Here is a 25,909-nt window from a genome sequence, read left to right on the forward strand (position 1 = left end):
CCTGACAGTCGCGATTTACAGGACCCTTTATTCATGAAATTCAACCGCAGGCAGGTAACCCGTGTCCTTTAACCACTACTACCAAAGCGAACTCACCGCACTTCGCCAGTTAGGTCGCCGATTCGCCGAGCGTAGCCCGGCGTTAGCACCTTTCCTCGGCCAAGCCGGGCGGGATCCGGACGTGGAGCGGTTGCTGGAAGGCTTCGCGTTCCTGACCGGTCGTTTGCGCCAGAAGCTCGATGATGAATTGCCCGAACTCAGCCATTCGCTGATGCAGTTGCTGTGGCCCAATTACATGCGGCCGCTGCCAGCATTCAGCATTTTGCAGTTCGACCCATTGAAGCACGCTGGCCCCGCCATGAAGGTCGAGCGTGACACACCGGTCGAAAGCCAGCCGATTAACAACGTGAGCTGTCGCTTCCGTACCTGCTACCCCACGGACGTGCAGGCGCTGGATCTTACCGCGCTGAATTACTCGGTAAAGGGTGACGGTTCGCTGTTGAGCCTGCGCCTGGAGATGAGCGCGGACGGCCACCTCGGTGAGCTGGATTTAAGCCGCGTGCGCCTGCATTTTGCCGGTGAGCGTTATATCAGCCAAATGCTCTACCTTAGCCTGTTGCGCAACCTGGCCGGGGTCGAGTTGGTGCCACTGGACGGCGCTGGCAAGCCGATTGATGGCGTGAACGGCCAGCCGATGGCGTTCAAGTTGACCGGCGACCGCGTGCAGCCGGTGGGTTTTGCCGAGGAAGAGGCGCTGATCCCATATCCGCTGAACACCTTCCGCGGCTACCGCTACCTGCAAGAGTACTTCGCCTTTCAAGACAAGTTTCTGTTCGTCGATGTCAACGGCCTGGACATGCTCAATGCGTTGCCCCAAGACACCCTCAAACAGGTGCGCGGTGTGGAGTTGCGATTCGATATTCGCAAGAGCGGTGTGTTGCGCATGCGCCCGACGCTGGACAATGTGAAGCTGCACTGCACGCCCATCGTCAACTTGTTCAAGCAAGACGCCTCACCGATTCGGCTCGACGGTAAACAGGACGAATACCTGCTGTTGCCTTCCGGGCACGGCTTGGAACATTGCGGTGTGTTCTCCGTGGAAACCGTCACCGGCTGGAAGCCTGGCGGTGTTAGTTACGAAGAATACGTGCTGTTTGAGTCGTTCGAACACGACCCCAGTTTTGACGTGCCCAACAGCCGTCCGCATTACAGCATCCGTCAGCGCTCCTCAATGCTGCATGAGGGCCTCGACACCTACCTGAGTTTTGGCATTCGTCACACCGAAGCGCATGAAACACTGTCCATCGAACTGATGTGCACCAACCAGAACTTGCCACGCAAGCTCAAGCTGGGCGACATCAACCTGGCGAGCGAACACACGCCCGCGTTTCTCAGCTTTCGCAATATCACCCCGGCGACGTCGAGCTTCGCACCGCCGCTGACCCGCGACTTCCTGTGGAAGCTGATCAGCAATATGTCGCTCAACTACCTGTCACTGGCCGACGTCAACGCACTCAAGGTGATTCTCGAAACCTACGACCTGCCGCGTTACTACGACCAGCAAGCAGAGAAGGTCAGCAAGCGCTTGCTGGGTGGGCTCAAGTCCATCAAGCACCACCACGTAGACCGCCTGCACCGCGGGCTACCTGTACGCGGCTTGCGCACCGAATTGACTATTGATCCGCAAGGTTATATCGGCGAAGGCGACATGTTTGTGTTTGCTTCGGTTCTCAATGAGTTTTTCGCGCTTTACGCCAGTCTCAATTCGTTTCACGAGCTGCGGGTAAAAAGCACACAGGGAGAGGTGTACCAATGGACACCACGTATGGGCCTCCAACCGCTGCTTTAAGCGGGTTGACCCGAGGAATACGCGAGTACTCACTGTTCCAGGCCGTGATGCTGGTGGTCGACCGGTTGCGCGACGCCCACCCGCATATGAGTCAGGACGATTTGTACGACCAGTTGGAGTTTCAGGCCAACCCGAGCCTGGGCTTTCCGGGCAGCGACGTCGACCGTGTGGAGTTTTTCCATGAGCACGGGCAGATGCGCGCGCGCATGCGCTTCAACCTGATTGGCCTGGTAGGGGCGGGCTCGCCGCTGCCGGCGTTTTACGGCGAGCAGGCACTCGGCGACAGCGAGGATGGCAACCCGACGCGTAACTTCCTCGATCTGTTTCACCATCGCCTGCAACGGCTGATGCTGCCGATCTGGAAGAAGTACCGTTACCGCGTCAGTTTTGAAAGCGGCGCGATCGACCCGTTTTCCGCGCAACTGTTTGCGCTGATCGGCCTGGGCGGCGAAGAAATCCGTCGCGCCAAGGAGCTGAACTGGAAGCGCCTGTTGCCGTACCTGGGTTTGCTGAGCCTGCGGGCGCACTCGGCGGCATTGATTGAAGCGGTGCTGCGTTACTACTTCAAGCATGCCGAGCTGACCATTGAGCAGTGCATCGAACGCCGTGTCGAGATCCTCGAAGAGCAGCGCAATTGCCTGGGCCTGGCCAATTCTTTGCTCGGTGAAAGCATGGTGCTGGGCGACAGCGTGCGCGACCGCAGCGGCAAGTTCCGTATCCATATTCGCGAACTGGACTGGCAGCGTTTTCACGAGTTTCTACCGATCGGTTTCGGTTATCAGCCGCTCTGCGCGCTGGTGCGGTTCACCCTGCGTGACCCGCTTGATTACGACATAAGGCTGGTACTGCGCCACGAGGAAATCCGTGAGTTGCGCATCGGCGAACAAAACGCTTGCCGACTGGGATGGACCAGTTGGCTCGGTCGCGAACACGCAGACGGTGTCGTCACCCTGGGCAGTAAAATTCATTAAGGATGTGAGCGTAATGAGCAACGTAGACCTGCAGCAACTGATACAGGCGCTGGACGCCGAAACCCGTCGTGACCTTGAACGTTCCGCAGAGCGCTGCGTGGCCCGTGGCGGCAGCAAAATCCTTGTAGAAGACTTGCTGCTGGGTCTGTTGGAGCGCCCTGAAGGTTTGCTCGCGCGTGCCTTGCAGGACGCCGACGTGGATGCCGGTGAACTGAGCGCCGCCTTGCAGTCACGCGTCGAACACAGCGCCTCGCGCAACCCGGTATTCGCCCCGGAGTTGGTGCAGTGGCTGCAAGACGGGTTGCTGGTGGCGAACCTCGAACTGGGCCAGACCCAAGTCGAACAGGCCGCGCTGATCCTCGCGTTGTTGCGCAACCCGATGCGCTACGCCGGCAGCCGCTACCAGCCGCTGCTGGCCAAATTGAATATTGAGCGCCTGAAAGAATTCGCGCTGTCGCAACAGGAAAAAACCAATACCTCCAAAGCGGCTGCACCGGGGGAATCGCTGCTTGAACGCTTCACCCACAACCTCACCCAGCAGGCACGCGATGGCAAACTCGACCCCGTATTGTGCCGTGACGGTGCGATCCGGCAGATGATCGACATCCTTGCCCGGCGCCGCAAAAACAATCCGATTGTGGTGGGCGAGGCTGGCGTGGGTAAAACCGCGATTGTTGAAGGCTTGGCCTCGCGCATCGCCGCCGGTGAAGTGCCGCAGGTATTGAAGGGTGTCGAGTTACTGTCGCTGGACATGGGGCTGTTGCAGGCCGGTGCCAGTGTCAAAGGTGAGTTCGAGCGCCGGCTCAAAGGTGTGATCGATGAGGTCAAAGCCTCGCCCAAACCGATCATTATATTCATCGATGAAGCGCACACGCTGATCGGTGCCGGTGGCAACGCGGGTGGTTCCGACGCGGCCAACCTGCTTAAACCCGCGCTGGCCCGTGGCGAGTTGCGCACCATCGCCGCTACCACGTGGGCGGAGTACAAGAAGTACTTCGAAAAAGACCCGGCGCTGGCACGGCGTTTCCAGCCGGTGCAATTGCATGAACCGACCGTCAGTGAAGCCGTGACTATTCTGCGCGGCCTGGCGCAAGTCTATGAAAAAAGCCACGGCATCTACCTGCGCGATGACGCCGTAGTTGCCGCCGCCGAGCTGTCGGCACGCTACTTGGCCGGGCGTCAGCTGCCGGACAAGGCAGTTGACGTACTCGACACCGCCTGCGCCCGTGTACGCATCAGTTTGGCCGCAGCCCCGGAAAGCCTGGAGCGCCTGCGTGGCGAATTGGCCGAAGGCGGCCGTCAGCGCCAGGCACTGCGCCGTGATGCTGAAGCCGGCCTGCCGGTGGATCACGAAGCACTCACAGCGCTGGAGGCGCGCCTGGAAGAAGCCGAAACCGAACGCGCAGCGCTGGAGGCGCTTTGGACCGAGCAGAAGGCGCTGGCCGAGCGTTTGCTGGAGCTTCGTCAGCAACTGGCGCAAGCGCGTGAAGCCGCTGCCGCGCCGGTCGAAGATGATTCTGAAACCAACCCGACCGAGACGGTTGAGTCGTTGGAGTCCGCTCTTCACGACACCCACGGCGAGCTGACCGCGTTGCAAGTCAAAGAGCGTCTGGTGAGTTTTGAAGTGTGCCCACGCCTGGTGGCCGAAGTCATCAGTGCCTGGACCGGCGTGCCGCTGGCGCAACTCGCACGTGAGCACAACGCCAAAGTCGCCAGTTTCGCCACCGACCTGCGCCTGCGCATTCGCGGCCAGGAACAAGCGGTGCATGCGCTGGACCGCTCGATGCGCGCCACTGCCGCCGGCCTGAACAAGCCTGATGCGCCAGTGGGTGTGTTCCTGCTGGTAGGCCCGAGCGGTGTGGGTAAAACCGAAACGGCCTTGGCGCTGGCTGACCTGCTGTATGGCGGTGATCGCTTTATCACCACCATCAACATGTCGGAGTTCCAGGAGAAACACACCGTATCGCGCTTGATCGGCGCACCGCCGGGCTACGTCGGTTACGGTGAAGGCGGCATGCTCACCGAAGCGGTGCGGCAGAAGCCGTATTCCGTGGTGCTGCTGGATGAAGTCGAAAAGGCCGACCCGGACGTGCTTAACCTGTTCTACCAAATCTTCGACAAAGGCGTGGCCAACGACGGCGAAGGGCGCGAAATCGATTTTCGCAACACGCTGATCCTGATGACGTCGAACCTGGGCAGCGACCGCATCAGTGCGCTCTGTGAAAACGGTGAGCGGCCGAGTGCCGAAGTGCTCGAAGAAACCATCCGCCCGGTGCTCAGCAAGCACTTCAAGCCTGCGTTGCTGGCGCGTATGCGCGTTGTGCCTTACTACCCGGTCGGTGGGCCAGTGCTGCGCGAGCTGATCGAGATCAAACTCGGTCGCCTTGGCGAGCGCCTGAACCGTCGCCAGTTGGATTTCACCTACTGCCAGAACCTTGTCGACCACCTTGCGCAACGCTGCACCCAAAGCGACAGCGGTGCGCGGCTGATCGACCACCTGCTCGACCTGCACGTGCTGCCGCTGGTGGCTGATCGCTTGCTGTATGCGATGGCGACCGGTGAAAGCCTCAAGCGTGTGCACGCGACACTGGACGCCGATGCCAGCGTCACGTGCGAATTTGCGTGAGGTGGGCGTAATGTTTACCCGCGTGCCACAACCGCTCGTTTATGCCGAAGCGCTGCTGGCGCAATTCGCCAGCTTGTCGCGCGCAACCGACGGCGCGGCGCTGCTGGGCGCATTCGTGCGCGGCTTGACCGAGCTCAGTGGCTGCGAATTGGCACAGCTGTATCTGCTTGACGCGACCCACACCCGCCTGGGAATGAACGCCGAGTGCCTCAATGGCAGCCTGCAACCGCGTGAAGCGCAAAGCCTGCCGGTGGATTACAACGCCGAGCAATTGCTGCAATTCGCGCTGTGTCAGAACCGCGTGATAAGCCTCAGTGGCTTGAGCGGCAGCCTGCACGAAACGAGTTTTCTACCAAGCCAGGCGAAGCCATGGGAGTCGCTGCTGTGCGTGCCACTGGTTAACCAGCGAGATGCCGTGGAGGGCGTGCTGTTGTGCGCCAGCCACCAGCACCTCGACCTGCAAGGTTTTGCCGACTCGTTCCGCCAGCTCGCATCGTTTGTCATCGCCCAGTTGCACCTGCTGCAACGGTTACGCCGGCCGAGCGCGGAACAGCCGTTGCTGCCCGTCAACGCGCCCAGCGCCAGTGGTTATGGCCTGATCGGCAACAGTGGCGCAATGCGCCAGGTCTATTCGCTGATCAGCAAGGTGCTGCACAGCCCGTATACCGTGCTGCTGTGCGGCGAGACGGGTACCGGCAAAGAACTGGTGGCCCGGGCGATTCATGATTGTGGTCCGCGTCGCTCCAAGGGCTTCATCGTGCAGAACTGCGCGGCGTTGCCGGAAAACCTGCTGGAAAGCGAGCTGTTCGGCTATCGCAAAGGCGCGTTTACCGGTGCCGAACGTGACCGGCCCGGGTTGTTTGACGCGGCCAACGGCGGCACGTTGCTGCTCGACGAAGTGGGCGACATGCCGCTGTCGTTGCAAGCCAAGCTGTTGCGGGTGCTGCAGGAAGGCGAGATTCGCCCGCTGGGCTGCAACGACACGCACAAGGTTGATGTGCGCATTGTTGCCGCGACGCACCGCGATCTGTCGGCGCTGGTCAGCGCCGGGCAATTTCGTGAAGACCTGTACTACCGCCTGGCGCAATTTCCGATTGAATTACCGGCGTTGCGCGATCGCGAAGAGGACATCCTGGTGTTGGCCCGGCACTTTGCCGACAGAGCCTGTGCATTTTTGCAGCGTGACCCGGTGAGTTGGTCCAGCGCTGCACTCGATCGCCTGTCCGGCTACGCGTTTCCCGGCAACGTGCGCGAACTCAAGGGCCTGGTCGAACGGGCGCTGCTGCTGTGCGAGGGCAATGAATTGCTGGCTGAGCATTTTTCGCTGCGGGTGGATGACCTGCCTCAAGTCAGCGGGCTGAACCTGCGCGAACGGCTTGATCAGGTCGAGCGCAGCCTGGTACTCGACTGCCTGCGCAAAAACGACGGCAACCAGACTAACGCCGCGCGTGAACTTGGCCTGCCGCGCCGCACCTTTCTCTACCGCCTCGGCCGCCTGAATATCAACCTGGGGAGCGTTGATGGCCAAGCCTGAGCTGCTCGATTTCAACCCATTTTTCGTTAACCGTGCCCCCTGCAAGGTCGGCGCCCTTTGCTATTCCCTGGAGACCCTCTGATGTCTGTTCGTCACTGGCAAGCCGTGCTGCTGACCCTCGCTGTTTTATGTGGCCTGGGTGGCTGCAGCGGCAATTACAAATTCAACGACGCTGCCTACCGCCCCCTGGGTGATCCGCAGGCTATCAATCGCGGTAAGTGAGCGAAGGAGTTTCACCATGGAATTGGTTTTCGAAATGCTCAATACCAAGCAGTTCGTGCCCACCGAGTTGTGCCAGAAGACCTTCAAGAAAGCGGGCGGTGTCATTGGCCGCAGCGAAGACTGTGACTGGATTCTCCCCGACCGCAAGCGGCACCTGTCCAGCCATCACGCACAGGTCAGTTATCGCGATGGCGCTTTTTACCTGACCGATACCAGCACTAACGGTATTAAAGTCAGCGACAGCGGTGCAACCCTGCACAGAGGTGAAGCGGTGCGGATCGAGCACGGTAGCTCGTACGTGCTGGGGGACTTTGAAATTCGTGCGCGGTTGATCCGTGATCCGGCCGTTTTCGAGCGGCAGGCAGGGCGCCCACAGCCTGCCGGCAGTACCATTCCCGACGATGCGTTCCTCGACCTGGACCCGCTCCGTGCGCTGGATCAGCAAGAACGTGTGTATTCGGAAATAGAAGAGCTGATCTCTCCGCGCAGGGCGACACAAGACCCGCGTCAGCGCGCCGATTATGCGCGTATCGATATGGAGAGCCTGTTGGTGCCGGAGTTGGTGGAGCCCGAGGTGCCCGTTGAACCTGCGCCGGCGAAAGTCGTCGAGCGCCAGGCCGATGGTTTCTGGGAGCAGTTTGGCGCAGCCCTGGGTGTCGACCTCGGCAAGCTCGACCACGATGCCAAGGAAGCGCTGGCGCTGAATGCCGCGCGCTTACTGAATCAGAGCATCGGCGGCCTGCAGCAGAGCCTGCGCACCCGCAGCGAATTGAAAAACGAGCTGCGCTTGGCGCAGACACTCGCACAAGGCACGCACAAAAACCCGCTGAAGTTTGCCGTCGATGCCGGTGAAGCGCTGGACATTTTGTTGCAACCCGGCAAGCCGGGCCAGATGCAGGCCGGGCAGGCGGTGTCGCGTGCCTTCCGCGATTTGCAAGCCCACCAGGTTGCGCTTCTGACCGCCAGCCGCGCGGCGGTGCGCAGCACCTTGGAACATTTTTCGCCACAGCAACTGACCTTGCGCTTCGAGCGCGACAACAAACCGTTGCTCGCCACCTCCGGCAGCCGCTGGCGAGCCTACGGGCGCTATCACCAGGCGCTGCGCCAGGACGATGACTGGAGCGAACGCCTGCTGGCGCGCGACTTCGCGCAGGCCTACGAAGAACAAATCCGCCTGATTTCCACCCTCAACGCCGACCATCAAGGATGAAGCGCATGTCTCGCCGCTCGACTGTATTTTTCAAGACGCTGACGGCGCTGGCCGCCCTGTTGCTGATGGCCGGGTGCTCGTCGTTGTCACCGTATTCGCACATCACCAAGCTCAACCTGAAGTTGACCGCCAGCGATCAGTTGAATCCGGACCTCAACGGGCGCCCGTCGCCGATTGTGGTGCGCCTGTTCGAACTCAAGCACCCGGTGTCGTTCGAGAATGCCGACTTCTTCAGCCTGTATGAGCGCGCCAAGGAAACGCTGACACCGGACATGGTCGCCAGCGAAGAAATGGAACTGCGCCCCGGCGAAACCGTGGAACTCAAACTCAGCGTGGAGGAGGGCAGCCGCTACGTCGGCGTGCTCGCCGCTTACCGTGACCTGTCGGACACCCAATGGCGCTACACCGTGCAAGTCACTCCGCTGGACGCGACAGACGTCGACCTGACCCTGGACCAGAGCGGCATTCGCAACACCCATGCAACCCTCGCCAAGGCGGCTGATTGACCATGAACACGCATAAAGTCATTTGGCAGGAAGGCATGTTGCTGCGCCCTCAGCACTTTCAGCATAACGATCGCTACTACGACCACCAGATGAAGACCCGCACCCAATTGTTGGGCGGTTACACCTGGGGTTTTCTGAACCTGGAAATCGACCTGCAGTTTCTCAATATGGGCAAGCTGGTGATCAGTCAGGCTTCTGGAATTCTGCCCGACGGCAGCCTGTTCGAGCTGGGTGGCAACACCCAGCCACTGGCGCTGGATGTGCCGCCGAACACCGGCCATACACCGATCTACCTGGCGTTGCCGCTGGTGACCGGCAACCACATCGAGGCGCGCCGCCCTGAGCAGTCCGACGTGTTGGCGCGGTACACCGCCTACGACGCCGAAGTTGCCGACTCGAATGCCGGTGATGATTCTGCCAGCCAGGTCAGTTGCGCACGACCGGATTTCAAGCTGCTGCTGGGCGAGCAGCAGAACGACCATGCCTATGTGAAGCTCAAGCTCTGTGAAGTGCTCGACACCACGCCTGACGGTGTGGTGACCCTCGATGCCGACTATGTGCCGACCTACATCCAGACGCATGCGTCCACCTACCTGTTGTCGTGCCTCAAAGAAGTCATCAGCATGCTCGGTCATCGCGGCGACACCATTGCCGAGCGGATTCGCTCCAACGGCAAGGTTGGCGGCGCCGAAGTCGGCGACTTCATGATGCTGCAACTGATCAACCGCACCGAGCTGCTGCTGCGTCACTACCTTGACCTGCAGCAGGTGCACCCCGAAGAGTTGTATCGCACGTTGTTGACCATGCTCGGTGACCTGGCGACGTTTTCCAGTGATACCAAGCGCCCGCGCCTCGACACCCGCTACCAGCACAGCGACCAGGGTGCGAGCTTTCGCAAGCTGATGGAAGCTATCCGCCAAGTGCTGTCGATGGTGTTGGAGCAGCATGCGATCGAGCTGGCCCTGCAAGCGCGTCAGTACGGCATCATCGTGTCGCCATTGCACGACCACAAACTGTTGGGCACCGCCTCGTTCGTGCTGGCCGCCAGCGCCAACTGCGACTCCGAAGAATTGCGTCAACGCTTGCCGGCGCACCTCAAGGTGGGGCCAGTGGAGCGCATCCGCCAACTGGTCAACTTGCACCTGCCTGGCATCAAGGTCAAACCCTTGCCGGTTGCGCCACGGCAGATCGCGTTCCACTCCAACAAAACCTATTTCATTCTCGAACTCAGTTCTGAAGACCTGGCACAACTGGAGCGCTCCGGCGGCTTCGCGTTCCATGTCTCCGGCGAATTCCCCGAGCTTGAACTGAATTTCTGGGCCATCAGGAACTGACCGACATGATCAAGGACATGGAACACCATCAGGACGATAAAACCGTCCTGCTCGACCGTCAGGGCCATAGCCCGGATGCCCAACCGCTGACTGACTTTGCGGCACCGCCGCGTTATGAGCAGTTGGAAGACCGGATGATTTTCGCTGCGCGCCTGCGCCCGGCTGAAGCCTTTAATATCAGCCTCAATCCGTTGGTGGCTGCCGCCAGCGGATTGCTCTCGGAAGTGGTAAGGCTCAAGCACAGCGAACACCGCGAAGACCTTTACAAACTCAACGAAGACCTAACCACCCAGCTGAAAATCTTCGACGTGCGGGCGCTGCAAAATGACGCCGAAAGCAGCGACATCATGGGCGCACGCTACGTGTTGTGCACGGTGATCGACGAAGCCGTTGTGACCACATCGTGGGGCAATGAAAGCGCATGGTCGCAGATGAGCCTGCTCAGCAGCTTTCACAACGAGACCTTTGGCGGTGAGAAGTTCTTTCAGTTGCTTGATCGTCTGTCGCAAAACCCGATCAAAAACTTGCCCATGCTTGAGCTGATGTACTTGTGCCTGGCGCTGGGTTTCGAGGGCAAGTACCGCGTGCAAGCGCGCGGCATGCTGGAGCTGGATGGCATCCGTGATGCCTTGTACCGCCAGATTCGCAAACTGCGCGGTGATGTGCCGCGCGAGTTGTCGCCGCATTGGACCGGTTTGAATGATCAGCGGCGCAACCTGGTGCGCATCGTTCCAGCCTGGATGGTGGTGTTGTTCACCGTGGTCTGCCTGGTGGTGATGTATTCCGGGTTTGCCTGGGTGCTCAACGAACAACGCGACACCGTGCTGCAACCTTACCAGCCGATTCAGCCGATTGACCCAGCCGCGGCTGTGCCGCAGTCGCAGCCGTAAACAGGGACGTGTGATGAAGAATTTTTTCAAGAAGGTCGGTGCATTCTTGCGCAAGACTTGGGTGTGGACCTTGCTGGTGGTGTTGTTTTTAGCGCTGCTGGTGTGGTTTGCCGGCCCATTGCTGGCGGTAGATGATTACAAGTTCTGGGAAAGCTCGACTGCGCGCTTGCTGACCATCAGCGTGCTGTTCCTGATCTGGGGCCTGACGATGGTGTTCGTCAGTTGGCGCGCCGGCGTGCGTAAAAAAGCCGTGGAAGCCAGCGAGGACGGCCAGACCCGTATCGCTCGCGAAGAGAAGATAGACGGGGAACAAAGGGAACTGAAAGCGCGTTTCAAGGACGCGCTGAAAACCCTCAAAACCTCGAGCCTGTACCGTGGCCGCAGCGAACGTTGGCGCAGCGATCTGCCCTGGTATCTGCTTATCGGTCCGCAGGGCAGCGGCAAGACTAGCCTGCTGGACTTCTCGGGGCTGGAGTTTCCGATCAACAAGATCGAACGCAAACTCACCCGCGACACCAACGGCACGCAGCATTGCGACTGGTACTTCGCCGACCACGGTGTGCTGATCGACACCGCTGGCCGTTACACCACCCAACCCGACGTCGAAGTCGACGGCAGCGCCTGGAGCACCTTGCTCGAACTGCTGCGCAAACGTCGCCGCAACCGTCCGCTCAACGGGGTGCTGGTGACCATTCCTGTAGAAGCGCTTGTCGGCGGCACAGAGAAGGACCTAGAAGTGCTCGGCCGCCAAGTGCGTGCGCGATTGCAAGACGTGCATCAGAAACTGCACGTGGACGTGCCGGTTTATCTGGTACTGAGCAAGGCCGATCAACTCTTGGGTTTCGATGAGTTCTTCGACCAACTGACCCGCGAAGAAAGCGACCAAGTGTTGGGCGCCACCTTTCGCAAACAGCAGAACGGCGCCGATGTGGCCGTACTGCGTACCGAGTTTGAAGAGCTGCTTCACCGCCTCAACAGCCAAGTCATCATGCGTATGCACCAAGAGCGTGATACGCAGCGCCGTGGCCGTATTCTCGACTTCCCTCATCAACTGGGGCAAATCGGTGAGCGCCTGTGCCTGTTCGTTGACTTGGCATTTACCGGCAATCGCTACCAGCGTGTCAGCCAAATGCGCGGCTTCTACTTGACCAGCGCACCGCACCTGACCGAGAAACTCGACGAGACCACCGCTGGCATTGGCGCCAGCCTGGGCATGAAGTCCGGCGTATTGCCGACCCTGCGCAGTGGCCGGTCGCGCTTTATTCATCACCTGCTCAGCCAGGTTATTTTCCCCGAGGCAGACCTTGCAGGCCTCGATCAGCGCGAACGCAGCCGCATTAACTGGGGCCAACGCGCGCTGTACGTGGGTGCGCTGGCCTTGCTGGCACTGGTCGGTGTGCTCTGGGCCGGCGGTTTTTCCGCCAACTACGAGCGGCTCGAAAACCTGCGCAACCTGGCGCAAAGCTGGACGCAACAACGTTCGGCGCTGTCTGCACGCGACGATTCGATGGCGACGCTCAAGACCCTCAACAGCAGCTATGCCGCGACTCAAGTCTTCCCGAAAAAAGGCGATGTGGGTTACCACGAACGCGCAGGCTTGTACCAGGGCGAAGAAGTCAACCCGGTGGTCAACGAGGCGTATCAACGCGAACTGCAAGCGCAACTGTTGCCACGCGTGGCCACACTGCTGGAAGGGCAGATTCGCGCGAACATGTCCGACCGCGACCGCCTGCTCAACAGCCTGCGTGCTTACCTGATGCTGAACATGAAGGACCGCCGAGACGCACCGTGGCTCAAAGAGTGGGTGGCCACCGAATGGTCTCAGCGCTATACCGGTAACACGGCTGTGCAGAATGACCTGAACGCGCACTTTGAGCGCTTGCTCAAATTGCCGTTTATTTACCCGATCAACGATCAGTTAGTCGCACAGGCACGCCAGGTACTGCGCAGCGAATCGTTGGCCACCGTGGTGTATCGCATGCTGCGCGAACAGGCACGCAACATGCCCGAGTACCGCTTGAGCCAGCACTTGGGGCCACAAGGTGCGCTGTTCATGGGCACCGATTACGTGATCCCGGGTTTCTACACCCAGCAGGGTTATCAGCAGTACTTTTCGGTGCAGGGCTCGATGCTCGTGACTGAAATCCTGCGCGACAATTGGGTGCTGGGTGAAGGTGCGGGCATCAGCGGTATGGACCTGCGTCGCCTGATGGTCGAGCTGGAGCAACTGTACTTCCGTGACTACGCCAACTATTGGAGCGAGGCAGTCGGCCAGGTCGCGTTGCCGCCGATCAATGACTTCGGTGAAGGCGCCGAGCAACTGGCGGGCTTGACCTCGGCCAACTCGCCGATTCTGCAGTTGTTGGTCGAAGTGCGTGAAAACACGCGATTCCCGGTAGTGGCTGACGACGCGGAAGAAGCGTCCGACACCGCGGGCAAGCTCGCCGAGAAGGGTGGCAAGGCTGGTAAATTGGCAGCGGCGGTGGCAGACAAGGCCGCCGGTGCATTGGCGAAAAACCTCCCGGACACCGCGAAGAAGTCCTTGCAACGGCGCTTCGAGCCTTTGCATCGCTTACTCGATGACAACAATGGCCCGGCTGCTGACCTGACCCCGGTACTGAATGCGCTCAACGATTTGCAACTGCAAATGGCCGGCCTGGCACGCGCCAGTGCGCCGGAGCAGGCCGCCTTCGAAATGGCCAAGACGCGCATGGGCGGTCAACGTGACGCCTTGAGCAACCTGCGCAATGCTTCCGCTCGTTTGCCGCGACCGGTCAGCGCGTGGTTCAGCGTATTGGCGGACGACAGTTGGCGCCTGGTGCTGGGCGATGCTTACCAGTACCTCAACCAGCGTTATCAGAGCGAGCTGTACAGCTTCTACGGCAAGGCAATCAACCAGCGTTACCCGTTCAACGCTCACAGCAGCAGCGACGTGGCAATCGGTGATTTCCGCGAGTTCTTCAAGGCGCAGGGTATTGCTGATCGCTTCTTCGACAGCTATATGCGCCCGTTCGTCAGCGGTGATGCCGGCAACTACCGCCTGCGCAGTGTTGACGGGCATAGCCTGCCGATCTCCAAGGTGTACCTGGACCAGATGGCCGCCGCTCAAGTCATCCGCCAGAGCTTCTTCGCCGATAACCCGGCGGAGCCGCAGGTGCAGTTCAAACTCGAACCGTACACCCTCGACCCGGTGGTCAGTCGTTCCGAGTTCAAGTTCGGCGACAAGACCATTGAGTACCGTCATGGCCCTATCGTGCCGATGTCGTTCAAATGGCCGACTGACGCTGAAGACGGGCGTACCAGCCTGGTGCTCGACAAAATGGTCGGCCGCCCGATTGGCATCGAGAAAAACACCGGCCCTTGGTCGCTGTTCCGTCTGTTCGACTTGATGCAGACCGAATACCTGACCGGGCGCGACGTACTGGTGCTCAAAGCGGATGTCGGTGGCCTGCGCGCGAACTACCTGCTGACCAGCCAGCGCTCGCCGAACCCGTTCGACATGGGTGTATTGCGCACCTTCCGCATGCCGGTGCAGCTCTGATGCAGGTAGCCAGCCCTTGGCGTAGCGCGGCCCGTACCGATGCAGGCAAGGTACGGGCGCGCAACGAAGATGCCTTTCTCGACAGCCCCGAGCGGGGCTTGTGGGTGGTGGCGGACGGCATGGGCGGTCATCAGGGTGGCGACATTGCCAGCCAGTTGATCGTCGCAAGCCTGGCAGAGTTACCGGTTCAGGCGGACTTTGATGCGCGTCTCACCGACGTCCGCCAGTGCTTGCACTGGCTCAACCGGCGGTTGGGCCAGGAACTGACGGTGACCGCCGGGCAGCACGACAGTATTATGGGCAGCACCGTGGTAGCGCTGCTGGTTGAAGGCCAGCGCGCCGCCTGTATCTGGGCGGGCGACAGCCGCTGCTACTTGTGGCGCGGCCAGCGTCTGTACCAACTGTCCAAGGACCATTCATTTCAGCAGCAGCTCATGGACGAACAAAACCTCAGCGCGGAACAGGCGAAAATTCACCCCTCGGCGCATGCCTTGACCCGCGCGGTGGGGGCTGCCGAGCAACTGACCCTGGATGTGTTGGAGCTTGAAGTGTATGCCGGCGATGTGTTTTTGCTGTGCAGCGACGGTCTGTATCACGGGCTGACCAGCGACGCCTTGAGCAACGCCTTGAGCTTGAACGCGCCGCATGTGGCGGTGGAGCGTCTGTTCGATGGCGCGCTGCGCGGCGCGGCACGCGACAACCTCACCGCCGTGGTGATCCGCCGATGACTGAATTCATGCCGCCTGTCGATGAGCAACGTGTGAACGAAGAGCAGGACAATAGCCTGACCTTCTTTGCGTTCGCCAAGCCTCAACCCGAAACGCCGCACAAGGCTGTCGCTGCGCAGGCCGCGACCAAGCCCAGCCTCGGTGTGATGCCCGAGCTGCTGGTGGGGCGTTACCGCATCGAGCGCCTGCTCGGCGCCGGTGGCATGGGCGCGGTCTACCGTGCTCGGGATCTGCTGATCGAGCAGTTCGGCGAGCCCGACCCCTACATCGCGCTGAAAGTCCTCAGCGAAGAATTCTCCGAGAGCCCGGATGCCAGCGCGTTGCTCTACAGCGAGTTCGCGCTGACACGGCACTTGCGCCACGACAATGTGCTGCGCTTGCACAGCTTTGAAGTAGACACCGGTTGCAAGCGGGCCTTCATCACCATGGAACTGATGCGCGGGCTCACCCTCGACAAGCTGTTATGCGAGCGTCCGCTGGGTTTGCCCTGGCATGAATTGCGCGAGATCGTGTTGCCGTTGCTCGACGCCTTGGCCTACACCCACGCGCGCGGCGTGGTGCACGGTGACATGAAGCCGAGCAACGTGATGGTCAGCGAGGAGGGCGTGCGCCTCTTCGACTTTGGCCTCGGCCAGGCGCAGGAAGGTGTGCTGGATGGCCTGCCACGACTGAGCCGCGACCGCTTCAACGCCTGGACTCCCGGCTACGCCGCCCCGGAATTGTTGGAGGCGCAGCCACTGGCGCCCAGCGCCGACATCTACGGCGTGGCCTGTGTGATTTACGAATTGGCCGGAGGCAAGCACCCCTTTCGGCGCTTGCCGTCAACCCAGGCCCGCGATGAACACCTGGAGCGCAAGCTGCGAGCGCCCAAGCATTTACCCAAACACTGCTGGCCAGCCCTGCGCCGCGCGCTGGCTTTTCAGGCCGTGGATCGAACGATCACCGCAGCACAATTGCGTGATGCCTTCGGTATCACTCCGTCCTGGCGGCAGCGCATGCGCTTTTGGGCGTAATGGATGACTAAGGAACAGGGAGCCGAACATGTTTAACCCGTCTAACGAAACGCATTTCAGCCTGACCATCGATGACTTCGAGGGCGACCTGCAAGTGCTGTCGTTCACCGGCACCGAAGGCATCAGCCAGCCATATCGCTTCGACCTCGAACTGGTCAGCGAAAACCCCGACATCGACCTGGAAAAACTCCTGCACAAGCAGGCCTTTCTGGCGTTCGACCCGCAAGGCCGTGGTGTGCACGGCCAACTCTACCGCGTTGCCCAAGGCGACGCCGGCAAGCGCCTGAGCCGCTACACCGTGTCGCTGGTGCCGCACCTGCAATATTTGCATCACCGCACCAACCAGCGGATTTACCAGCAAATGTCGGCGCCGAAGATCATTGCCTTGATCCTCGAAGAACATGGCATTCAGGGCAACGCCTACCGCTTCCAACTCAGCCAGCCGTGCCCGGAACGCGACTACTGCGTGCAGTACGACGAAACCGACCTGCACTTCGTCCAGCGCCTGTGCGAAGAAGAGGGCGTGCACTACCACTTTCAACACAGCGCGGATGCGCATGTGCTGGTGTTCGGCGACGACCAGGCCATATTCCCCAAACTCGGCCAGCCCACGGCCTACGTGCAAGGCAGCGGCATGGTCGCCGACGAACCCGTCATCAAGGGCTTTAAAGTCCGCCTGGCCACCCGCACCGGCCGCGTGACCCGCCGCGATTACGACTTTGAAAAGCCCAGCCTGCAACTCGAAGCCGCCTACAAACCCGATGGCGATAAAACCGGCCCGGACCTGGAAGACTACGACTACCCAGGCCGTTTCCTGACGCGCTCACGCGGCAACTTCCTCAGCCAACGCGCCGTTGAACGCCACCGCGCCGACTATCAGCAAGCCGAAGGCTGGGGCGACCAGACCACATTGACCAGTGGCCACTTCCTCGAACTCTCCGACCACCCACGCGCCGAGTGGAACGACCTGTGGTTGCTGACCCAACTCTCGCACGAAGGCAAACAACCGCAAGTGCTCGAAGAGTCGGTGACCAGCGACACCACGGACAACAAAGACGACTTCCACCAAGGCTACCGCAACCGCTTCATCGCCACGCCCTGGGACGTGTTCTACCGCCCGGCCCTCGAACACCCCAAACCGCGCGTGCTTGGTAGCCAAACCGCCGTGGTCACCGGCCCCAAAGGCGAAGAAATCCACTGCGATCAATACGGCCGCGTCAAAGTGCAATTCTTCTGGGACCGCGAAGGCCTTGCCGACGACAAAACCAGCTGCTGGCTGCGCGTCTCCAGCGGCTGGGCGGGCGACCGCTACGGCGGCATCGCCATCCCGCGCATCGGCATGGAAGTGCTAGTCACCTTCCTCGAAGGCGACCCCGACCAGCCACTGATCAGCGGCTGCCTGTACCACAAAGAAAACCAGGTGCCGTACCCGCTGCCAGCCAACAAAACCCGTACCGTGTTCAAAACCCTCAGTTCACCCGGTGGCGGAGGCTTCAACGAACTGCGGATCGAAGACAAAAAGGGTGCGGAACAGATTTTCCTGCACGCCCAGCGTGATTGGGATGAAAACATTGAGCACGACCAAAAAATCCGTGTTGGCAATGAACGGCATGACACCGTCGAGAAGAACACCTACACCGAGCTGAAGGCTGAAGAACACCGCACCACGTATGCCGACCGCAAAGTTGAAGTGCGCATGGACGACCACCTGACCATTGCGCAAAACCAGCATGTGAAGCTGGGCACGGCGCAGTTGGTCAGCGCGGGGACCGAGATACACCTGAAGGCCGGTGAGAAGATCGTGATTGAAGCCGGGATGGAACTGACGATGAAAGCCGGCGGGAGTTTTATCAAACTCGATGCGGGTGGGATCACGGTTGTCGGGCCGGTGGTGAAAGTGAACGCGGGTGGTTCGGCGGGGAATGGCACGGGGATAGGGATTAAGCCACCGGTGTTGCCGGGGGCTGCGGATCAGGATAAGGCGGGGAGTTTGATGGATCAGGCGTTGGTGAATGATCAGCAGGAGAAAATCAAGAGCAAGCCTAAGCGAATGCTCAACTTTTCCGGTTGATACACACCAGCGGCATGCAATGTCCCCAAGGAACTGAATTCAGGTAATGAGCAATGACTGAGACAACGACAAGCAAGGTAGAGAAGTGGGCATATCCGTTGAAGGTCGGCGGGGCGGAGCCAACCGATCCGCAGCAGTATTACGCTGCGTTAGCAAAAGCCAAGGACGGTTACTATCCGCTGGGCGCTAACGGACTTTGGCACGGCGGCATTCACTTCGATGAAAGCACCGGATTGGTGGGGGACTTGACGGAAGTCCGATGCATTGCTGACGGTGAGGTAGTGGCGTACAGGATTGATGAGACCTATCCGAAATCAGACTACGGTTCAACGCAAGCGGTCTATTCGACTGGTTTTGTGTTGATCAAACACCGCCTTGAGGTGCCGACCCCGGCAGCCCCTGCACCGGCGGCGGGAGCCCCACCTGCCGCTGCCGCGCCCGGACCAAGCTTGACGTTTTTCAGCCTGTATATGCATTTGCTGGACTGGGCGGGATACACGTCGAATCCGACGCTAGCCCGTCCGCCATTTTGGAGCGGTGGTTCATGTCAGGTCAAAGCCAGCGCCGATGACAAAATACTCGGCTTAAGGGTTAGGCAAGAGCCAAGAGGCAAGCCAGGTTATACAAGCGTATTAAGTGTTCTGCCCCGAGGCACCGTTGTCGAAACCGGTGAGGAGGAAAACGGCTGGCTCAAAGTTTTAAGCGTCACGCCTGCAGACCCTAACGTCCCAGCGGGAAGTGGCTGGGTGTTCAAACGAGAAATGACAGCCGGCGCAACGCCCAATAGCTATGTAATCGGTGCTGCGGCAAAAGACGAGATGAACCCACCTCTTAAAGGCTTGGCCGTGCATGCAGCGGCTAGTCAAACAAGTGCCACCACCGCCATCCTGCCGGTCGGCACCGAAGTGAAAATCGGCAATGATGGAACGCGAGGCAAGTATCAGAAATTACTGGAAATCGTCAGCGGCAACGCCGTTCCGCCGCTGAGCGCATCCAACGGCATACTGGGCTATATCTGGGAAGGGTTGCTGGAAACGAAGAATGAGCCAGCGGCGAAGAATACTGTTCATTTGTTGGAGCAGCCATTTCCTATCAAGGCGGGCAGCGTGATAGGCCATGTGGGCAAGTACCAGAATCACGACGATGCGGCGCCCAAGAATCTACTCCACCTTGAGGTATTCAGTTGTGAAGATGTGAAAGCGTTTACGGAACAAAGCAGAGCCAAAGCTGCAAGCTCGCCCGCAGCAGAAAAGACGCTGGTAAAAATCCCCAAGGGTTCTAGGCTGATTACGCATTCACCAAGTATTGATGCATCCCACCCACCTAAAGCCGCAGATCCAGGTAAAGCGATAGGTTACGACTTCGTAATTTCAGTTGGTGCTTTGGAATCGCTTCCGGCGGATAAGAAGATTAAAGAATCAGTTGCCATGGGTGGTTCTACGACGACTACGTACTGGTGGCAATTAGATGGATTGCTCGGTGATGAGCAAGGGAACGGGATCAGTGGGTGGTTTGCTGAGCCGGACATTGCGCTTTCACGGCACTCACCTTTTGAGTGGCAGGGTTTCGAGTTTCTCGAAGAGTCAGTTAGCAATGTGGATCATCTGGCTGCATATCTTAACGATCTCAATCAATTAGACGACAGCGAAAAAGGCACTTACGCGCCTAAGGCTAGCGTATCTGCGAGCGGGCCGGTCAAGGAGCGCCTATACAGCATCATTGATACCGATAAAAATGACAGACTGACGCTTGCAGAAATTAGAGCGGCTTTGGCTAAACCATGGTTTTCACAACCTATTTCACAGCTCGTGACCAAGTACGAAAGTGAGTGGTTCTATAAAGCAGAAAAGTGGGATGCGTTGGACGAATTGATGGGACATACGGTAGAGCAACCTAACGTGAGCTGGATTGCCGAGAAAAAAAGGATTGAAAGACTATCTTGGTGGGACGTCGTGGCCGAAAAGCAAGGGCTCAGTTCCAATGGGTTAATATTGCATGCTCATCCCATTTCGCTGGTAGAGATATTTTCACGGAAAAAACAATGTGCCTGCAATGCTCAAGTAAAAGTTACTCGATGGAAAACGTATTATGGTCCAATAGTTTGGGGGGAGGGGAAGTTAGGGGACGCAACTCAATGGGGCGCTATGGAGTCCTCTGGAAAGGTAACACCTTTTGAGAAGAAAATCATATCTGCTATGTGTGAAAATGAAGGAAAAATAAATGCGGTTCAATCGTACGATAGCGAAATTTTGACTGCAGGTGCGATGCAAAAGACTATCAACCCCGCGGGAGGTGGGGAGCTACCAATTCAAGTCAATAAGTTCAAAAATCTTTACCCTGATGAATATGTCGAACTATTTGAGAGTCAAGGTTGGTATGTAGATAACAACTCTGACGTGACAAGGATGTATTATCAAGATCCAGGGTTTGCGAACGGCGCAAAGCTTGAACTTGCTGAGCTGAAAAAACAGTTGCGTAGTGGCTGTAGTGAGGGGACTTACGGGAAAGTAGTGCAATGCAAGCCCGTTTCGGCTTTTTCATGCGCTATTGGATCTCCATCTTATGTTGAACTTCAAATTTCTGATTTTATAGTCCGCTTAAGAGACGTGTTGCTCTTAACACCCAATACGTATAACTTTACGGTTGGGCAATTGTTCCTGTCGGCGCTCGGTCGAGCTGTAGCATTAGACGAAAGTGTTAATAGGCCCGTAAATGTGGTTATAAATTTAAAAAAGGCTTTGGATAAGTTTTTTTTGCAAAATCCAAGCGTCAGTAAAGACGTTTCTACTTGGGGGATAAATCACGAGAAATACGAGTGGGAAATTGTAGAGCTGTACGGGCCTGGTCGTGCTGGGATGACAGAGCCTGCTGACAGATATAATAAACTTAAAGGTGCTTTGAATGTTTAATAAGTATTGGTTTGGACTATTTTTTGTTTTGGTTTTTTCTTCTATGTGTCATGCGAATGACGATTTAGTTGATATTGAAGGTGTAGAGAAAAATTCGCTAAAGTTTAGGGGGTATGATCAAAAATATGGAGGATGGGTAGATGTTGAGTTTAGCAGAGCTGATGGTAAAATTCGATTATATGCCGTTCCGCAAAAAAATAAACCTTTAGAGGAAGGCGTTGTAGCTAGCTCGGATGTTAGCCTGATGTCTCCCGATAAAAAATACATAATTGTACAGAGAACTAATGCTGGTGAAATAGTGGATGAGCAAGGTAATAGTATTATTTCGGCTCAGGCATACTGTGATATGGTTTCTTTGGAAAACGGCTGCGTAAAGAATATTGGTTCTGCTCAGCAGTGTGATGGCGCTTGGGTCGGGGATAACTGGAAGTTGTCGACGGGATATGTTTTTGATTTTTCAAAAGAGGGTATTTCGCCAAGCCAGCTAATTTCAAAAACGTCGAATCTGTCGCCTGATGACTATCGTTCAAGCTCGCTGAGAGACTCGCTGTTTATGGGGGGCGAGTCTTACATGGCTTGCTTTCCACCGGAAAGAAACATCTCCGAGTTAAACGATATCGGATATTATCTGGCAAAGGGGGGGGAGCATCTTTTTGCGATACAAATTTATAATAGGCTGTTGAATATTGCTCCTGGCAGAGTCCCTCTTAAGTTAAATGTCGCAGACTCCCTTTGGGCGCTGGGCAGACTGAGTGAAGCTAAGGCTTACTATGGCGAGTACCGAGATGCGATGATGCAAAAAGGTGACGAGGGAAAGATACCTAAGCGTGTAGGGTTAAGATTGAATTAAAAAAATCACGTGGTTTTAATATATTTAATGATTTTCAAATCGCATTTTTGGTGATCTACGAAATAGTCGTGCGTTTTTGGTAATTTCGCTTGGATTAGGCGCTTAGCGGAGTTGATGAGCGTAAAGAAACTGCCTAGGCAGGCAGGGATTTACATTTTAACGATATGACAAAGCAGAATTATATGTATAGCGCCTGTGCGAAGAACAGCACCTGCACTACCATTTCAAGCACGAGGCAAACAGCAAGTGCTCGAAGAGTCGGTGACCAGTGACACCACCGACAACAAAGATGACTTCCATCAAGGCTATGGCAACCGCTTCAACGTAACGCCTTGAGACATGTTCTACCGCCCTGCGCCGGAATACACCAAACCCCGCGTTCTCGGCAGCCAAAACGTGGTGGTCACCGGCCCAAAAGGCGAATAGATCCACCGCTATCAATACGGCCGCGTCTTTACTGATTGAAGGAGGCTTGTATAGTGTTCAGGATCGAATGGAGTATATAAAAATTTCCTTCACGTATCATGATTTGATGATAAGTAAAAGAGAATACATGGAACGCATGATTGCTGAGATTTCAGTGTGGAGGAACAAGATGTGAGATGGTATTGGGTGCTTCTATGTTTATCTCTCATAGGATGCGATAGTGCCAACAAAGATAGTGTGGATAAGTTGAAAGATGAAGTCGTGACTATAAATGTGAATTTAGGTGGGGCTGTTGTTGATTTGATAAGTGGCAGCCCTTTAAGATTTTCTACTGACTGTTTGTCTGCCGTCAGTATGTGCTGGTATGAAATTCGTCGTGGGCGCAAAGATCAGTCTTTGATGAGTGTATCTGTCGGCTGGCCTGAAGGTACATCTTTAATAAAAAATGCGGTGGGCTTGAATGTTGTAGTCGATGAATTGGAAACAAGGAATGTCGAAAACTTTACGGTGACGCTCCGCGGGCTACCGGACAATAGCACTCATGAAGAGAATAAGAAACTTATCTACTCACTGATCTCCGATTTAAAAGCTTCAGGTTGGAAGAAATATTACTATCCATCTGCCCCTCGGATCCCCGGTGCGGAGTTAAGTAAGCTTGACCGGGCAGACAGTTTGTTCAGTAAGACGTCACTTGCTAACCCGCTGTTTGATGTAAATTACGAAATGAGTTTTTCGGAATGGTTGGCAACGAATGGATTTTATGGCTGGTATATGTACAGTGGCGATTACATGTCTCATGTAACAGTGCAGCGAAGAGATTCGTCCGCCGATCCAGCTCGGAGAGGTGTTTACCTGATAGATGTTGAGTTTATGTCTTTGGAGAATTTCTGGAGGGGGGATTTTGAAGAGTCGGTCAGACCTAAATGGAAAGAGCTTTTTCCCGCCCATCTGCAACAGCTTCTGAATAAGCGCCTGAGTACAGAGGCGCGCGCTAAAGCCGCTGGGGTTTCAATAGACGAAAGTTACCTGCCGCCGAGCATGGAGCGAGTCAAGTAATCGAAAGGGTTGCGGCAATATTTGGGGGGCGATATGGTTTTTTCCGTGCGCGGTAGTTCTCCCATGATTACGTACGATGCACTGGACGCAATTTTCTTATTGCTGCCGATGAATACCGAGCAGGGAGCGAAGCATGTTTAACCCGTCTAACGAAACGCATTTCAGCCTGACCATCGATGACTTCGAGGGCGATCTGCAAGTGCTGTCGTTCACCGGCACCGAAGGCATCAGCCAGCCGTATCGCTTCGACCTCGAACTGGTCAGTGAAAACCCGCGCATCGACCTGGAAAAACTCCTGCACAAGCAGGCCTTTCTGGCGTTCGACCCGCAAGGCCGTGGCGTGCATGGCCAACTCTACCGCGTTGCCCAAGGCGACGCCGGCAAGCGCCTGAGCCGCTACACCGTGTCGCTGGTGCCGCACCTGCAATACCTGCATCACCGCACTAACCAGCGGATTTACCAGCAAATGTCGGCGCCGAAGATCATTGCCTTGATCCTCGAAGAACATGGCATTCAGGGCAACGCCTACCGCTTCCAACTCAGCCAGCCGTGCCCGGAACGCGACTACTGCGTGCAGTACGACGAAACCGACCTGCACTTCGTCCAGCGCCTGTGCGAAGAAGAGGGCGTGCACTACCACTTTCAACACAGCGCGGATGCGCATGTGCTGGTGTTTGGCGACGACCAGGCCATATTCCCCAAACTCGGCCAGCCCACTGCTTATGTGCAAGGCAGCGGCATGGTCGCCGACGAACCCGTGATCAAGGGCTTTAAAGTACGCCTGGCCACCCGCACCGGCCGCGTGACCCGTCGCGATTACGACTTTGAAAAGCCCAGCCTGCAACTCGAAGCCGCCTACAAACCCGATGGTGATAAAACCGGCCCGGACCTGGAAGACTACGACTACCCAGGCCGTTTCCTGACGCGCTCACGCGGCAACTTCCTCAGCCAACGCGCCGTTGAACGCCACCGCGCTGACTATCAGCAAGCCGAAGGCTGGGGCGACCAGACCACCTTGGCCAGTGGCCACTTCCTGGAACTCTCCGACCACCCACGCACCGAGTGGAACGACCTGTGGTTACTGACCCAACTCTCGCACGAAGGCAAACAGCCGCAAGTGCTCGAAGAGTCGGTGACCAGCGACACCACGGACAACAAAGACGACTTCCACCAAGGCTACCGCAACCGCTTCATTGCCACGCCGTGGGACGTGTTCTACCGCCCGCCGCTGGAACACCCCAAACCACGCGTGCTTGGCAGCCAAACCGCCGTGGTCACCGGCCCCAAAGGCGAAGAAATTCACTGCGATCAATACGGTCGCGTCAAAGTGCAATTCTTCTGGGACCGCGAAGGCCTGGCCGACGACAAAACCAGCTGCTGGCTGCGCGTCTCCAGCGGCTGGGCGGGCGACCGCTACGGCGGCATCGCCATCCCGCGTATCGGCATGGAAGTGCTCGTCACCTTCCTCGAAGGCGACCCCGACCAGCCACTGATCAGCGGCTGCCTGTACCACAAAGAAAACCAGGTGCCGTACCCGCTGCCGGCCAACAAAACCCGCACCGTGTTCAAAACCCTCAGTTCACCCGGTGGCGGAGGCTTCAATGAACTGCGCATTGAAGACAAAAAGGGTGCGGAACAGATCTTCCTGCACGCCCAGCGCGATTGGGACGAAAACATTGAGCACGACCAAAAAATCCGCGTGGGCAACGAACGCCACGATACGGTTGAGAAGAACACCTATACGGAGCTAAAGGCTGAAGAACACCGCACCACGTATGCGGATCGCAAAGTTGAAGTGCGCATGGACGACCACCTGACCATTGCGCAAAACCAGCATGTGAAGCTGGGCACGGCACAGTTGGTGAGCGCGGGTACCGAGATACACCTGAAGGCCGGTGAGAAGATCGTCATTGAGGCCGGGATGGAACTGACGATGAAAGCCGGCGGGAGTTTTATCAAACTCGATGCGGGCGGGATCACGGTTGTCGGGCCGGTGGTAAAAGTGAATGCGGGTGGTTCGGCGGGGAATGGTACGGGGATAGGGATTAAGCCACCGTTGTTGCCGGGGGCTGCGGATCAGGATAAGGCGGGGAGTTTGATGGATCAGGCGTTGGTGAATGCGCCGCCTGAGAAGGTTAAACCGAAGGCTTTTTTTGTGTTTTCTGAGTGATGA

Annotated in this window: 17 protein-coding genes and 1 pseudogene; all 18 read left to right on the plus strand. The window is 57.7% G+C overall.

Annotated features, from left to right (window positions below):
• The first annotated feature begins 61 nt into the window (after window positions 1–61).
• Window positions 62–1,849: a type VI secretion system baseplate subunit TssF gene (tssF, locus tag ACOZK9_RS09210; protein WP_058414394.1), complete on the plus strand. Its 1,788-nt coding sequence runs from the start codon at window positions 62–64 to the stop codon at window positions 1,847–1,849.
• Entirely contained in the window at window positions 1,813–2,820 is a 1,008-nt protein-coding gene (gene tssG, locus ACOZK9_RS09215) for a type VI secretion system baseplate subunit TssG (protein ID WP_058414395.1), read from the plus strand. The genes tssF and tssG overlap by 37 nt, the downstream gene beginning before the upstream one ends.
• A 13-nt stretch (window positions 2,821–2,833) precedes the next feature.
• Complete coding sequence (gene tssH, locus ACOZK9_RS09220; RefSeq protein WP_421555670.1) at window positions 2,834–5,446, plus strand: type VI secretion system ATPase TssH; 2,613 nt, start codon at window positions 2,834–2,836, stop codon at window positions 5,444–5,446.
• Window positions 5,447–5,456: 10 nt separating this feature from the next.
• Window positions 5,457–6,980: a sigma-54 interaction domain-containing protein gene (locus tag ACOZK9_RS09225; protein WP_058414397.1), complete on the plus strand. Its 1,524-nt coding sequence runs from the start codon at window positions 5,457–5,459 to the stop codon at window positions 6,978–6,980.
• 81 nt (window positions 6,981–7,061) lie between these two features.
• Window positions 7,062–7,202 carry a hypothetical protein gene (locus ACOZK9_RS09230; protein WP_058414398.1) on the plus strand — a complete coding sequence of 47 codons (141 nt, stop codon included), beginning with the start codon at window positions 7,062–7,064 and terminating at the stop codon, window positions 7,200–7,202.
• A 16-nt stretch (window positions 7,203–7,218) separates the two neighbouring features.
• Window positions 7,219–8,412: a type VI secretion system-associated FHA domain protein TagH gene (gene tagH / locus ACOZK9_RS09235; protein WP_058414399.1), complete on the plus strand. Its 1,194-nt coding sequence runs from the start codon at window positions 7,219–7,221 to the stop codon at window positions 8,410–8,412.
• 5 nt (window positions 8,413–8,417) lie between these two features.
• On the plus strand, window positions 8,418–8,918 hold the full coding sequence (gene tssJ, locus ACOZK9_RS09240; RefSeq protein WP_058414400.1) for a type VI secretion system lipoprotein TssJ: 501 nt from the start codon (window positions 8,418–8,420) through the stop codon (window positions 8,916–8,918).
• Window positions 8,919–8,920: 2 nt separating this feature from the next.
• Window positions 8,921–10,252, plus strand: a complete 1,332-nt coding sequence (tssK, locus tag ACOZK9_RS09245; RefSeq protein WP_058414401.1) for a type VI secretion system baseplate subunit TssK — start codon at window positions 8,921–8,923, stop codon at window positions 10,250–10,252.
• 5 nt (window positions 10,253–10,257) lie between these two features.
• Window positions 10,258–11,142, plus strand: a complete 885-nt coding sequence (gene icmH, locus ACOZK9_RS09250; RefSeq protein WP_058414402.1) for a type IVB secretion system protein IcmH/DotU — start codon at window positions 10,258–10,260, stop codon at window positions 11,140–11,142.
• Between the two features lie 13 nt (window positions 11,143–11,155).
• Window positions 11,156–14,683 (plus strand): type VI secretion system membrane subunit TssM, encoded by a 3,528-nt coding sequence (gene tssM, locus ACOZK9_RS09255; protein ID WP_058414403.1) that lies wholly within the window; start codon window positions 11,156–11,158, stop codon window positions 14,681–14,683.
• Window positions 14,683–15,411: a PP2C family protein-serine/threonine phosphatase gene (locus ACOZK9_RS09260; RefSeq protein ID WP_058414404.1), complete on the plus strand. Its 729-nt coding sequence runs from the start codon at window positions 14,683–14,685 to the stop codon at window positions 15,409–15,411. Before tssM ends, ACOZK9_RS09260 begins: the two co-directional genes overlap by 1 nt.
• The gene (locus ACOZK9_RS09265) at window positions 15,408–16,424 is read left to right on the plus strand and encodes a serine/threonine-protein kinase (RefSeq protein WP_058414405.1); all 1,017 of its coding nucleotides are present in this window, start codon (window positions 15,408–15,410) and stop codon (window positions 16,422–16,424) included. Before ACOZK9_RS09260 ends, ACOZK9_RS09265 begins: the two co-directional genes overlap by 4 nt.
• A gap of 28 nt (window positions 16,425–16,452) precedes the next feature.
• Entirely contained in the window at window positions 16,453–18,495 is a 2,043-nt protein-coding gene (locus ACOZK9_RS09270; protein WP_421555671.1) for a type VI secretion system Vgr family protein, read from the plus strand.
• A gap of 53 nt (window positions 18,496–18,548) precedes the next feature.
• Window positions 18,549–21,404 carry an SH3 domain-containing protein gene (locus ACOZK9_RS09275; RefSeq protein WP_421555672.1) on the plus strand — a complete coding sequence of 952 codons (2,856 nt, stop codon included), beginning with the start codon at window positions 18,549–18,551 and terminating at the stop codon, window positions 21,402–21,404.
• Entirely contained in the window at window positions 21,397–22,254 is an 858-nt protein-coding gene (locus ACOZK9_RS09280) for a tetratricopeptide repeat protein (protein ID WP_421555673.1), read from the plus strand. The genes ACOZK9_RS09275 and ACOZK9_RS09280 overlap by 8 nt, the downstream gene beginning before the upstream one ends.
• A gap of 234 nt (window positions 22,255–22,488) precedes the next feature.
• Window positions 22,489–22,677: pseudogene (locus ACOZK9_RS09285) on the plus strand (hypothetical protein); the annotation flags it as partial.
• Between the two features lie 249 nt (window positions 22,678–22,926).
• The gene (locus ACOZK9_RS09290) at window positions 22,927–23,736 is read left to right on the plus strand and encodes a hypothetical protein (protein WP_421555674.1); all 810 of its coding nucleotides are present in this window, start codon (window positions 22,927–22,929) and stop codon (window positions 23,734–23,736) included.
• 133 nt (window positions 23,737–23,869) lie between these two features.
• Window positions 23,870–25,906 (plus strand): type VI secretion system Vgr family protein, encoded by a 2,037-nt coding sequence (locus ACOZK9_RS09295; RefSeq protein ID WP_421555675.1) that lies wholly within the window; start codon window positions 23,870–23,872, stop codon window positions 25,904–25,906.
• The last annotated feature ends 3 nt before the right edge of the window (window positions 25,907–25,909 follow it).

This window comes from Pseudomonas kitaguniensis, from assembly GCF_049199985.1.
In the GTDB taxonomy this organism is placed as follows: domain Bacteria; phylum Pseudomonadota; class Gammaproteobacteria; order Pseudomonadales; family Pseudomonadaceae; genus Aquipseudomonas; species Aquipseudomonas kitaguniensis.